This window comes from Shigella sonnei (assembly GCF_002950395.1).
Lineage (GTDB): Bacteria > Pseudomonadota > Gammaproteobacteria > Enterobacterales > Enterobacteriaceae > ECMA0423.
Genome location: NZ_CP026802.1, coordinates 4233463 through 4246532, shown reverse-complemented (window position 1 = coordinate 4246532; position 13070 = coordinate 4233463). Strand labels below are relative to the sequence as shown.

General features: G+C 51.9%; 12 protein-coding genes. 7 read left to right on the top strand and 5 right to left on the bottom strand.

Annotated features, from left to right (window positions below):
• The first annotated feature begins 25 nt into the window (after window positions 1-25).
• Window positions 26-2116 carry a YccS/YhfK family putative transporter gene (locus tag C1P89_RS21865; protein WP_001345983.1) on the top strand — a complete coding sequence of 697 codons (2091 nt, stop codon included), beginning with the start codon at window positions 26-28 and terminating at the stop codon, window positions 2114-2116.
• A gap of 66 nt (window positions 2117-2182) precedes the next feature.
• Here the strand turns inward: C1P89_RS21865 and argD are convergent, their stop codons facing one another.
• From argD to ppiA, 5 genes are all read right to left on the bottom strand, one after another.
• Window positions 2183-3403, bottom strand: coding sequence for a bifunctional acetylornithine/succinyldiaminopimelate transaminase (gene argD, locus C1P89_RS21860; protein WP_000963765.1), 1221 nt, complete (start codon window positions 3401-3403; stop codon window positions 2183-2185).
• Window positions 3404-3488: 85 nt separating this feature from the next.
• Complete coding sequence (gene pabA / locus C1P89_RS21855; protein ID WP_000601856.1) at window positions 3489-4052, bottom strand: aminodeoxychorismate synthase component 2; 564 nt, start codon at window positions 4050-4052, stop codon at window positions 3489-3491.
• 31 nt (window positions 4053-4083) lie between these two features.
• Window positions 4084-4686 (bottom strand): putative adenosine monophosphate-protein transferase Fic, encoded by a 603-nt coding sequence (locus C1P89_RS21850; protein WP_001280642.1) that lies wholly within the window; start codon window positions 4684-4686, stop codon window positions 4084-4086.
• A complete protein-coding gene (locus tag C1P89_RS21845; protein ID WP_000736860.1) occupies window positions 4676-4843 on the bottom strand; it encodes a YhfG family protein in 168 nt (55 codons plus the stop codon). The genes C1P89_RS21850 and C1P89_RS21845 overlap by 11 nt, the downstream gene beginning before the upstream one ends.
• Window positions 4844-4947: 104 nt before the next feature.
• Window positions 4948-5520, bottom strand: a complete 573-nt coding sequence (ppiA, locus tag C1P89_RS21840) for a peptidylprolyl isomerase A (RefSeq protein ID WP_000477225.1) — start codon at window positions 5518-5520, stop codon at window positions 4948-4950.
• Window positions 5521-5790: 270 nt separating this feature from the next.
• Between ppiA and tsgA the strand changes: the two genes are divergently transcribed.
• From tsgA to C1P89_RS21805, 6 genes are all read left to right on the top strand, one after another.
• On the top strand, window positions 5791-6972 hold the full coding sequence (gene tsgA, locus C1P89_RS21835; RefSeq protein ID WP_000185258.1) for an MFS transporter TsgA: 1182 nt from the start codon (window positions 5791-5793) through the stop codon (window positions 6970-6972).
• A 261-nt stretch (window positions 6973-7233) separates the two neighbouring features.
• Window positions 7234-9777 carry an NADPH-nitrite reductase large subunit gene (nirB, locus tag C1P89_RS21825; protein WP_000049213.1) on the top strand — a complete coding sequence of 848 codons (2544 nt, stop codon included), beginning with the start codon at window positions 7234-7236 and terminating at the stop codon, window positions 9775-9777.
• Entirely contained in the window at window positions 9774-10100 is a 327-nt protein-coding gene (nirD, locus tag C1P89_RS21820) for a nitrite reductase small subunit NirD (protein WP_000084764.1), read from the top strand. The genes nirB and nirD overlap by 4 nt, the downstream gene beginning before the upstream one ends.
• A gap of 125 nt (window positions 10101-10225) precedes the next feature.
• On the top strand, window positions 10226-11032 hold the full coding sequence (gene nirC, locus C1P89_RS21815) for a nitrite transporter NirC (RefSeq protein ID WP_000493552.1): 807 nt from the start codon (window positions 10226-10228) through the stop codon (window positions 11030-11032).
• Window positions 11033-11050: 18 nt separating this feature from the next.
• Window positions 11051-12424: a siroheme synthase CysG gene (cysG, locus tag C1P89_RS21810; RefSeq protein WP_000349881.1), complete on the top strand. Its 1374-nt coding sequence runs from the start codon at window positions 11051-11053 to the stop codon at window positions 12422-12424.
• Between the two features lie 246 nt (window positions 12425-12670).
• On the top strand, window positions 12671-12838 hold the full coding sequence (locus C1P89_RS21805; protein WP_001031834.1) for a YhfL family protein: 168 nt from the start codon (window positions 12671-12673) through the stop codon (window positions 12836-12838).
• Window positions 12839-13070 lie beyond the last annotated feature (232 nt).

The window sequence follows — 13070 nt, the reverse complement described above, 5'->3', positions numbered from 1 at the left end:
GTAGCGCGCCATTTTGTTTCCCCCGATGTGGCGCAGACTGATTTATCACCCCGATATCAACTATGCACTTCGACAAACGCTGGTGCTATGTTTGCCCGTGGCCGTTGGGTTAATGCTTGGCGAATTACGATTCGGTCTGCTCTTCTCCCTCGTTCCTGCCTGTTGCAATATTGCGGGCCTTGATACGCCTCATAAACGTTTTTTCAAACGCTTAATCATTGGTGCGTCGCTGTTTGCCACCTGTAGCTTGCTGACACAGCTACTACTGGCAAAAGATGTTCCCCTGCCCTTTTTGCTGACCGGATTAACGCTGGTACTTGGCGTCACTGCTGAGCTGGGGCCATTGCACGCAAAATTGCTTCCTGCATCGCTGCTCGCCGCCATTTTTACCCTCAGTCTGGCGGGATACATGCCGGTCTGGGAACCGTTGCTCATCTATGCGTTGGGCACTCTCTGGTACGGATTGTTTAACTGGTTTTGGTTCTGGATCTGGCGCGAACAACCGCTGCGCGAGTCACTAAGTCTGCTGTACCGCGAACTGGCAGATTATTGTGAAGCCAAATACAGCCTGCTTACCCAGCACACCGACCCTGAAAAAGCGCTGCCGCCGCTGCTGGTGCGCCAGCAAAAAGCGGTCGATCTAATTACCCAGTGCTATCAGCAAATGCATATGCTTTCCGCGCAAAATAATACTGATTACAAGCGGATGCTGCGTATTTTCCAGGAGGCGCTGGATTTACAGGAACATATTTCGGTCAGTTTGCATCAGCCGGAAGAGGTGCAAAAGCTGGTCGAGCGTAGCCATGCGGAAGAAGTTATCCGCTGGAATGCGCAAACCGTCGCCGCTCGCCTGCGCGTGCTGGCTGATGACATTCTTTACCATCGCCTGCCAACGCGTTTTACGATGGAAAAGCAAATTGGCGCACTGGAAAAAATCGCCCGCCAGCATCCGGATAATCCGGTTGGGCAATTCTGCTACTGGCATTTCAGCCGCATCGCCCGCGTGCTGCGCACCCAAAAACCGCTCTATGCCCGTGACTTACTGGCCGATAAACAGCGGCGAATGCCGTTACTTCCGGCGCTGAAAAGTTATCTGTCACTAAAGTCTCCGGCGCTACGCAATGCCGGACGACTCAGTGTGATGTTAAGCGTTGCCAGCCTGATGGGCACCGCGCTGCATCTGCCGAAGTCGTACTGGATCCTGATGACGGTATTGCTGGTGACACAAAATGGCTATGGCGCAACCCGTCTGAGGATTGTGAATCGCTCCGTGGGAACCGTGGTCGGGTTAATCATTGCGGGCGTGGCGCTGCACTTTAAAATTCCCGAAGGTTACACCCTGACGTTGATGCTGATTACCACCCTCGCCAGCTACCTGATATTGCGCAAAAACTACGGCTGGGCGACGGTCGGTTTTACTATTACCGCAGTGTATACCCTGCAACTATTGTGGTTGAACGGCGAGCAATACATCCTTCCGCGTCTTATCGATACCATTATTGGTTGTTTAATTGCTTTCGGCGGTACTGTCTGGCTGTGGCCGCAGTGGCAGAGCGGGTTATTGCGTAAAAACGCCCATGACGCTTTAGAAGCCTATCAGGAAGCGATTCGCTTGATTCTTAGCGAGGATCCGCAACCTACGCCACTGGCCTGGCAGCGAATGCGGGTAAATCAGGCACATAACACTCTGTATAACTCATTGAATCAGGCGATGCAGGAACCGGCGTTTAACAGCCATTATCTGGCAGATATGAAACTGTGGGTAACGCACAGCCAGTTTATTGTTGAGCATATTAATGCCATGACCACGCTGGCGCGGGAACACCGGGCATTGCCACCTGAACTGGCACAAGAGTATTTACAGTCTTGTGAAATCGCCATTCAGCGTTGTCAGCAGCGACTGGAATATGACGAACCGGGGAGTTCTGGCGATGCCAATATCATGGATTCGCCGGAGATGCAGCCGCACGAAGGCGCGGCAGGTACGCTGGAGCAGCATTTACAGCGGGTTATTGGTCATCTGAACACCATGCACACCATTTCGTCGATGGCATGGCGTCAGCGACCGCATCACGGGATTTGGCTGAGTCGCAAGTTGCGGGATTCGAAGGCGTAATGCAGGCTAAACCATCGGATAAGGCATTCACGCCGCATCCGACATCTTTTGCCTGATGCTTCGTATTTACGCCCCAACCACCTTCGCCACCGCGTGGGCGAAACGTTGCATCCCTTCATCGATATCCGCATCTTCCACCACCAGCGACGGTGCAAAACGCATCACATCCGGTCCGGCATTCAGCACCATTACGCCAGCCTCTGCGCCCGCATACAGGAAATCACGCGCCCGACCTTTGTACTGTGGTTTCAGCTCTGCGCCAATCAACAGCCCCATACCGCGAATATCGCTAAACACATCGTACTGCTGATCGATCTTCTGCAGATGGTCAACAAAACGCTGGCGTTTCGCCTGAATGCCTTCCAGCACTTCAGGGGGATTGATGATATCAAACGCCGCCCCCGCTACTGCACAGGCCAGAGGATTACCGCCGTAGGTGGAACCGTGAGAACCAGGATGAAACGCAGAAGCAATTTCCGCCGTGGTCAGCATGGCGCTAATCGGGAAGCCGCCGCCTAACGCTTTCGCAGAGGTCAGAATATCCGGCGTCACGCCGTAGTGCATGTAAGCAAACAAATCGCCGGTCCGCCCCATCCCGCACTGCACTTCATCAAACACCAATAATGCCTGATGTTGATCGCACAGCTCGCGCAAGCCCTGCAAAAACTCTGGCGTCGCAGCCGTCACGCCGCCCTCGCCCTGGATCGGCTCAACCACCACCGCACAGGTGTGATCATCCATCACTGCTTTCACTGCGTGGAGATCGTTAAAGGGAACGTGGATGATGTCTGCCGGTTTCGGCCCAAAGCCGTCGGAATATTTTGGCTGCCCACCCACCGAAACGGTAAACAGCGAGCGACCATGAAAAGCGTTATGGAAGGCAATAATTTTGGTTTTGAACGGGCTATGACGCACACAGGCGTAATGACGTGCCAGTTTAAAGGCGGTTTCGTTAGCTTCCGTGCCGGAGTTCATAAACACCACGCGTTCGGCAAACGTTGCCTCAATCAGTTTACGCCCAAGACGCAGCGCCGGTTCATTGGTGAAAACGTTACTGATATGCCACAGAATTTCGCCCTGGGTTTTTAACGCGTTCACCAGCGCAGGATGGCAATGGCCCAACGCCGTAACTGCAATGCCACCCGCGAAATCGACATACTCCTTGCCTTGCTGATCCCAGATTCGGCTGCCCTGACCTTTTACCGGAATAAACTCTGCCGGAGCATAAATCGGCAGGATCACTTCATCGAAAGTCGCGCGTGTAATTGCTGTTTGTTCAATTGCCATCTCATGATCACCCTGTTACGCATAAACAAATGTGAAATTATAATCACAAAATATGCATAAAAAATCACTAAATGGCAATCAGAAATCAGCGATGCAGGAAATTAGCCAGCAGTTGATGTCCTTGTTCGCTAAGAATACTTTCTGGATGGAACTGCACACCTTCCAGATCCCACTGGCGATGGCGAATCCCCATAATCTCGCGGGTTTCGCTCCAGGCCGTCACGTCAAAGCACGCTGGTAATGAGTCAGGTTCCACCACCAGCGAATGGTAGCGTGTCACGGTAAGTGGATTTGCCAGCCCCCGAAATACGCCCTCACCGCTATGTGTAATCGGCGAGGTTTTGCCGTGCATGACCTTTGCGGCGCGCACAACTTTGCCGCCAAATGCCTGCGCCATTGCCTGATGACCGAGGCAGACGCCAAGAATCGGCAAGCGCCCGGCATAGTGACGAATAACGTCAAGGGAGATCCCGGCTTCATCTGGCGTACAGGGGCCAGGTGAGATGACAATTTTTTGTGGTTTAAGGGCGTCGATATCCGCCAGCGTCAACGCATCGTTGCGCTTAACCAGCACATCCGCCCCCAGTTCACAAAAGTACTGGTAGAGGTTCCAGGTAAAAGAATCGTAGTTATCTATAAGCAGGATCATGGCGGCTCCGGTACGAAAGAACCGCGCTATTTTACTCAGATTCCCCGGCTTTGCTTACCACTTTGCTAAATATCATCTGCAGTGCGGTGAGATCCCCCATTGCCCCACTCTGATTTGCCTGATTCCAGGCCTCTTTTTCGATACCCTGCCAGCTCAGTTGATATCCGGCATGAATCGCCAGTTGCTCGAAGAAGATCCGCTGTGCCAGACCACTTCCCACCCGGAAGGGATGCAGCACGTTGATTTCACAATAGTAATGCGCCAGCCGCTCGACGAACTTCGCTTTCTCCAGGCCAACCAGATAACCTTCTTCCTCCAGATCCTGCATCAGGGCATTGCCCTCTTTTTCGATATAAGCAAAGTGGCAGAACGGCGTATCGCCCTGATAAATATCAACTTCACGCAGTTGCCCTGCCCAGTCGAAAATATCCTGGTACAGCTGGCGATGGATAGTGCGCAAATGCGGTAAACCGCGCACCAGCGGACCAAGCTCAATGGTCGCAGCACGCAGCGCCGTCATTTCGTAAGCGGCCTGTTCCAGCCGCTGCTGCTGACGGATGTTCAGCCGGTTACGCATGATATCAAGGCCAGGATAAAGATACGGATCGCGCCCTTCGCCGAATTTATCGCTCATAGTGCCTCCTCAGCTCTTCAAGGCGCGCTAAAGCCTCTGCGGCAGTAAGAGTGACTAAAGGCATCTCGACGCCTTCAAGACGGCGACTGGCCTGGAAATTACGATTACGCTGAAGCTCCCAGAGACGGGACTTTTGCTTATCGGTGAGTTTCTTCACTTGATGCCTCCCTGAACGTGTCCATTTGCCACAAGTATAAGCGGCAAATCCGGGTTACGCCGGGAGAGCAGAAGCGCGGGCAAGATTGCCCGCGCGAGAAATCATTACGGCAGGACTTTAGCGGAAAGGATAACTACCGGTTTTGACGGCACATTCTGGTACGGACCAACATCATGAGTCGGCACCTGGGAAATCTTATCGGCAACGTCCATGCCTTTCACCACTTTACCAAATACCGCGTAACCGAAATCACGCTGACCATGGTCAAGGAAGGCGTTATCGGCAACGTTGATAAAGAACTGGCTGGTGGCGCTGTCTTTGTCAGCGGTACGCGCCATCGCGATGGTGCCACGCGTGTTGCGCAGGCCGTTATCGGCTTCATTTTTGATTGGCGGGTTTGGTTTTTTCTGCTGCATCTGCTCGGTGAAACCGCCGCCCTGAATCATAAAGCCAGGAATGACGCGGTGAAAGGTAGTGTTGTTATAAAAACCGCTGTTCACATAATCGACAAAGTTTTGCACAGACACTGGCGCTTTTTGTTTATCCAGCTCCAGTTCGATGTTACCAGCTGAGGTTGTCAACAATACGTGCGGGTCCCCTTTCGCTGCCATTGCTGCGGGAGAAAGAGCAGAAAGAGCGAAAACAGCAGCCATCGCCGCCAGGGTCGATTTGAACATGAGATTTCCTTAACAAACAGAGCAGAAAAAAAGCAAGTGAAGAGATTCTAAATAGCCTTCAAGAACAAGGCCATCCCTTTACCTAATTTTACGTATCTGAAATATATGTAACCTGACGATCACTTTTTATTCCGTGATCAAAATCACCTCTTAAAATGCAATTTAGCAACCGATTGCAATAAAACATTTAAACAGATCACAAAATCACCTAAAATCGCCCGCTCGCGGCATATCCCGCTATGCCATTTTATTTTTGAACGCAGGCCAATCATGACTAACAGCAATCGCATCAAGCTCACATGGATTAGCTTTCTCTCCTACGCACTGACTGGTGCGTTGGTTATTGTCACCGGGATGGTGATGGGAAATATCGCCGATTATTTCAATCTGCCTGTTTCCAGTATGAGTAACACCTTCACCTTCCTCAACGCCGGCATTTTAATCTCTATCTTCCTCAACGCCTGGCTGATGGAAATCGTCCCGTTGAAAACGCAGTTACGTTTTGGCTTTCTCCTGATGGTGCTGGCGGTTGCCGGTTTGATGTTCAGCCACAGCCTGGCGCTGTTCTCGACGGCGATGTTCATTCTCGGGGTGGTCAGCGGCATTACTATGTCGATTGGTACATTCCTGATAACACAAATGTATGAAGGGCGTCAGCGCGGTTCCCGCCTGTTATTTACTGACTCCTTCTTCAGTATGGCTGGGATGATTTTCCCAATGATCGCCGCGTTTCTACTGGCGCGCAGCATTGAGTGGTACTGGGTTTATGCCTGCATCGGGCTGGTGTATGTCGCTATTTTTATTCTGACCTTCGGCTGTGAGTTCCCGGCACTGGGCAAACATGCACCAAAAACGGATGCTCCGGTAGAGAAAGAAAAGTGGGGGATCGGCGTACTGTTTCTCTCTGTTGCGGCGCTGTGCTACATCCTCGGTCAGTTAGGTTTTATCTCCTGGGTGCCTGAGTATGCCAAAGGCCTGGGCATGAGCCTGAACGACGCGGGCACGCTGGTGAGTAACTTCTGGATGTCATACATGGTCGGCATGTGGGCGTTCAGCTTTATTCTTCGCTTCTTTGATTTGCAACGCATTCTGACCGTACTGGCTGGTCTGGCTGCGATTCTGATGTACGTCTTTAACACCGGAACACCAGCACATATGGCGTGGTCAATTCTCGCTCTGGGCTTCTTCTCCAGCGCGATCTATACCACCATCATCACCCTGGGTTCACAGCAGACCAAAGTACCGTCGCCAAAACTGGTTAACTTTGTCCTGACCTGCGGAACCATCGGTACTATGTTGACCTTTGTGGTTACCGGCCCGATTGTTGAACATAGCGGTCCGCAGGCGGCACTGCTTACAGCAAACGGTCTGTACGCTGTCGTCTTTGTGATGTGCTTCCTGTTAGGTTTCGTCAGCCGTCACCGTCAGCATAACACCCTGACCTCTCATTAATTGCTAATGCCGGACGGCACTATCGTCGTCCGGCCTTTTCCTCTCTTCCCCCGCTACGTGCATCTATTTCTATAAACCCGTTCATTTTGTCCATTTTTTGCACAAACATGAAATGTCAGACAATTCCGTGACTTAAGAAAATTTATACAAATCAGCAACATACCACTTAAGGAGTATATAAAGGTGAATTTGATTTACATCAATAAGCGGGGTTGCTGAATCGTTAAGGTAGGCGGTAATAGAAAAGAAATCGAGGCAAAAATGAGCAAAGTCAGACTCGCAATTATCGGTAACGGTATGGTCGGCCATCGCTTTATCGAAGATCTTCTTGATAAATCTGATGCGGCCAACTTTGATATTACCGTTTTCTGTGAAGAACCGCGCATCGCTTATGACCGCGTACACCTCTCGTCTTACTTCTCTCACCACACCGCCGAAGAGCTGTCGCTGGTGCGCGAAGGCTTCTACGAGAAACACGGCATCAAAGTTCTGGTCGGCGAACGCGCTATCACCATCAACCGTCAGGAGAAGGTGATTCACTCCAGCGCCGGACGTACCGTTTTTTATGACAAGCTGATCATGGCAACCGGTTCCTACCCGTGGATCCCACCAATCAAAGGTTCTGATACTCAGGACTGCTTTGTCTATCGCACCATTGAAGACCTCAACGCCATTGAATCCTGCGCCCGTCGCAGCAAACGCGGTGCCGTTGTTGGTGGCGGCCTGTTAGGTCTGGAAGCCGCTGGCGCGCTGAAAAACTTAGGTATTGAAACCCACGTTATCGAATTTGCCCCTATGCTGATGGCGGAACAGCTTGATCAGATGGGTGGCGAGCAGCTGCGTCGCAAAATCGAAAGTATGGGCGTGCGCGTTCACACCAGCAAAAACACCCTTGAGATTGTGCAGGAAGGTGTCGAAGCGCGTAAAACCATGCGTTTTGCCGACGGCAGCGAACTGGAAGTCGACTTTATCGTCTTCTCTACCGGTATCCGTCCGCGCGATAAGCTGGCAACCCAGTGTGGTCTGGACGTTGCTCCGCGTGGGGGTATCGTCATTAATGATTCCTGCCAGACTTCCGATCCGGATATCTACGCCATCGGTGAATGCGCAAGCTGGAACAACCGTGTATTTGGTCTGGTAGCACCTGGCTACAAAATGGCGCAGGTCGCCGTTGACCATATTCTCGGTAGCGAAAACGCCTTTGAAGGTGCTGACCTTAGCGCCAAGCTGAAACTGCTGGGCGTAGACGTAGGCGGTATTGGTGATGCGCACGGTCGCACGCCTGGCGCACGTAGCTACGTTTACCTCGACGAAAGTAAAGAGATCTACAAACGCCTGATTGTCAGCGAAGACAACAAAACCCTGCTCGGTGCGGTACTGGTGGGCGATACCAGCGACTACGGTAACCTGCTGCAACTGGTGCTGAACGCTATCGAACTGCCGGAAAACCCGGATTCCCTGATCCTGCCAGCACACTCTGGTAGCGGCAAGCCGTCTATCGGTGTTGATAAACTGCCGGACAGCGCGCAAATCTGCTCCTGCTTCGACGTCACTAAAGGTGATCTGATTGCTGCCATCAACAAAGGCTGCCACACAGTTGCGGCGCTGAAAGCTGAAACCAAAGCGGGTACTGGCTGCGGTGGCTGTATCCCGCTGGTCACTCAGGTACTGAACGCGGAACTGGCGAAACAGGGCATCGAAGTTAACAACAACCTGTGCGAACACTTTGCTTATTCGCGTCAGGAACTGTTCCATTTGATCCGCGTTGAAGGCATTAAAACCTTCGAAGAACTGCTGGCGAAACACGGCAAAGGCTACGGTTGTGAAGTTTGTAAACCAACCGTCGGTTCGCTGCTGGCCTCCTGCTGGAACGAATACATTCTGAAGCCGGAACATACTCCGCTGCAGGATTCTAACGACAACTTCCTCGCTAACATCCAGAAAGACGGCACCTACTCGGTGATCCCGCGTTCTCCGGGCGGTGAAATCACCCCGGAAGGGCTGATGGCAGTGGGTCGTATCGCGCGTGAATTTAATCTCTACACCAAAATCACCGGCTCCCAGCGCCTGGCGATGTTTGGCGCACAGAAAGACGATCTGCCGGAAATCTGGCGTCAGCTGATTGAAGCTGGCTTCGAAACCGGTCATGCCTATGCGAAAGCACTGCGTATGGCGAAAACCTGCGTGGGTAGCACCTGGTGCCGCTACGGTGTTGGCGATAGCGTCGGCCTCGGCGTGGAACTGGAAAACCGCTACAAAGGCATCCGTACGCCGCACAAAATGAAGTTCGGTGTCTCCGGCTGTACCCGTGAATGTTCAGAAGCTCAGGGTAAAGACGTGGGTATTATCGCCACTGAAAAAGGCTGGAACCTGTATGTTTGCGGTAACGGCGGCATGAAACCGCGTCATGCGGATCTGCTGGCAGCGGATATCGATCGCGAAACGCTGATCAAATATCTCGACCGCTTCATGATGTTCTACATCCGTACCGCCGACAAACTGACGCGTACCGCGCCGTGGTTAGAAAACCTCGAAGGCGGCATCGATTACCTGAAAGCGGTGATCATTGACGACAAACTGGGGCTGAACGCTCATCTGGAAGAAGAGATGGCGCGCCTGCGTGAAGCGGTAGTGTGTGAGTGGACTGAAACGGTCAATACGCCGTCTGCGCAGACTCGCTTCAAACACTTCATCAACAGCGACAAGCGTGACCCGAACGTGCAGATGGTGCCAGAGCGCGAACAGCACCGTCCGGCAACGCCGTATGAACGTATCCCGGTAACTCTGGTGGAGGACAACGCATGAGCCAGTGGAAAGACATCTGCAAAATCGATGACATCCTGCCTGAAACCGGCGTCTGCGCGCTGTTAGGTGACGAGCAGGTAGCGATTTTCCGCCCGTATCACAGCGACCAGGTGTTTGCGATCAGCAACATTGATCCGTTCTTCGAGTCCAGCGTGCTATCACGCGGGCTGATTGCGGAACACCAGGGCGAGCTGTGGGTCGCCAGCCCGCTGAAAAAACAGCGTTTTCGCTTAAGTGATGGCTTGTGCATGGAAGACGAACAGTTTTCCGTCAAACATTACGAAGCGCGAGTGAAAGACGGCGTGGTGCAGCTGCGCGGTTAATGTTTTAACGGGAGGCGCAATGCCTCCCCTTTTTGCATGGTCCTGTAATGACCTTCGGTATATTGCAGAACATTTTTTAAACTTTTTGTTTTATTTTTTGTTTTTATTTTTTAAAGGATAATCAAATGTTTACAGACACTATTAATAAGTGTGCGGCTAATGCTGCGCGCATTGCACGCCTGTCGGCAAATAACCCGCTCGGCTTTTGGGTCAGCTCCGCCATGGCGGGCGCATATGTGGGTCTTGGGATCATCCTGATTTTCACGCTCGGTAATTTGCTCGACCCGTCCGTACGTCCGCTGGTGATGGGCGCGACCTTTGGTATCGCCTTAACGCTGGTGATTATCGCCGGTTCTGAACTGTTCACCGGACACGCCATGTTCCTCACCTTTGGGGTAAAAGCGGGCAGCATCAGCCACGGGCAAATGTGGGCAATCCTGCCGCAAACCTGGCTGGGTAACCTGGTCGGTTCCGTCTTCGTTGCCATGCTCTATAGCTGGGGCGGCGGTAGCCTGCTGCCGGTAGATACCAGCATCGTTCACTCCGTCGCGCTGGCTAAAACCACTGCACCGGCAATGGTACTGTTCTTCAAAGGTGCATTGTGTAACTGGCTGGTTTGCCTGGCTATCTGGATGGCGCTGCGCACTGAAGGGGCGGCGAAATTTATCGCTATCTGGTGGTGTCTGCTGGCATTTATCGCGTCCGGCTACGAGCACTCCATCGCTAACATGACGCTGTTCGCCCTCTCCTGGTTCGGCAACCACAGCGAAGCCTACACGCTGGCGGGTATTGGTCATAACCTGCTGTGGGTGACGCTGGGTAATACTTTATCGGGTGCCGTATTCATGGGATTGGGTTATTGGTATGCTACGCCGAAAGCGAATCGTCCGGTTGCGGACAAATTTAATCAAACTGAAACGGCTGCCGGTTAATTACTAAGGGGTTTTTACGTGGATCATTTGCCTATATTTTGCCAATTACGCGATCGCGACTGTCTGATTGTCGGCGGTGGTGATGTCGCGGAACGCAAAGCAAGGTTGCTGTTAGACGCAGGCGCTCGCTTAACGGTGAATGCATTAGCGTTTATTCCACAGTTCACCGCATGGGCAGATGCAGGCATGTTAACCCTCGTCGAAGGGCCATTTGATGAAAGCCTTCTCGACACCTGCTGGCTGGCGATTGCAGCGACGGATGATGACACGCTTAACCAGCGCGTCAGCGAAGCCGCTGAAGCTCGTCGCATCTTCTGTAACGTAGTCGATGCGCCGAAAGCCGCCAGCTTTATTATGCCGTCGATTATTGACCGCTCACCGCTAATGGTAGCGGTCTCCTCTGGCGGCACCTCTCCGGTTCTGGCGCGCCTGTTGCGCGAAAAACTCGAATCACTGCTGCCGTTGCATCTGGGCCAGGTGGCGAAATATGCCGGGCAATTACGCGGGCGAGTGAAACAACAGTTCGCCACGATGAGTGAGCGTCGCCGTTTCTGGGAGAAATTGTTCGTTAACGACCGCCTGGCGCAGTCGCTGGCAAACAACGATCAGAAAGCCATTACTGAAACGACCGAACAGTTAATCAACGAACCGCTCGACCATCGCGGTGAAGTGGTGCTGGTTGGTGCAGGTCCGGGCGATGCCGGGCTGCTGACGCTGAAAGGACTGCAACAAATTCAGCAGGCAGATGTGGTGGTCTACGACCGTCTGGTTTCTGACGATATTATGAATCTGGTACGCCGCGATGCTGATCGCGTTTTCGTCGGCAAACGCGCGGGATACCACTGTGTACCGCAGGAAGAGATTAACCAGATCCTGCTGCGGGAAGCGCAAAAAGGCAAACGCGTGGTGCGGCTGAAAGGTGGCGATCCGTTTATTTTTGGCCGTGGTGGCGAAGAGCTGGAAACACTGTGCAACGCGGGTATTCCGTTCTCGGTGGTTCCGGGTATTACCGCAGCTTCTGGTTGCTCTGCCTATTCGGGTATTCCACTCACGCATCGCGATTATGCCCAGAGCGTACGCTTAATTACCGGACACTTAAAAACCGGTGGCGAGCTGGACTGGGAAAACCTGGCGGCAGAAAAACAGACGCTGGTGTTCTATATGGGATTGAATCAGGCCGCGACTATTCAGCAAAAGCTGATTGAACACGGTATGCCTGGCGAAATGCCGGTGGCAATTGTCGAAAACGGAACGGCAGTCACGCAGCGCGTGATTGACGGTACGCTCACGCAACTCGGTGAACTTGCTCAGCAAATGAACAGTCCATCGCTAATTATTATTGGTCGGGTTGTTGGCCTGCGCGATAAACTGAACTGGTTCTCCAACCATTAATTTAACCCGGGCCAGAGAATTCTGGCCTTCTTAATGACTCTTTTTATATATTCAGCAAATAAAACATAACCCCTTAATAAATATTATCTGCTAATGGGTTATATTCACCGTTACAGCGACTTACAAAATTAAGTCATTCGCTCACTGACGCCAATTAAATATTCCTGTATCGTTCTTAACGAGCAGTCTGCTTATATTCATATAATCAATGAATATTAATTAATATATAATACATAGGGAATGTAAATGAACAAATTTATTAAAGTTGCACTGGTAGGTGCAGTACTGGCTACGTTAACTGCATGTACTGGTCATATTGAAAACCGTGATAAGAACTGCTCTTACGACTACCTGCTGCACCCGGCAATTTCTATTTCTAAAATCATTGGCGGTTGCGGTCCTACTGCACAGTAAGTCTCTGACAGAAATCGGCTAACACCGGTTTAATTGCCCGACGCCCTCTGGATTTTCCGAGGGCGTATTTGTTTCTATGTCCTTCTTGCCCCCGCCCGTAAAAATATTTTCACTTTAAATTCAATTTGATAACTACATCCATTAGCCACAGCGCGATCCTGTGCGAAATTTTGTGATCTTCCTCCACATTACATAACATCATATGTTGTTATATTCATCATGCATTGTCATG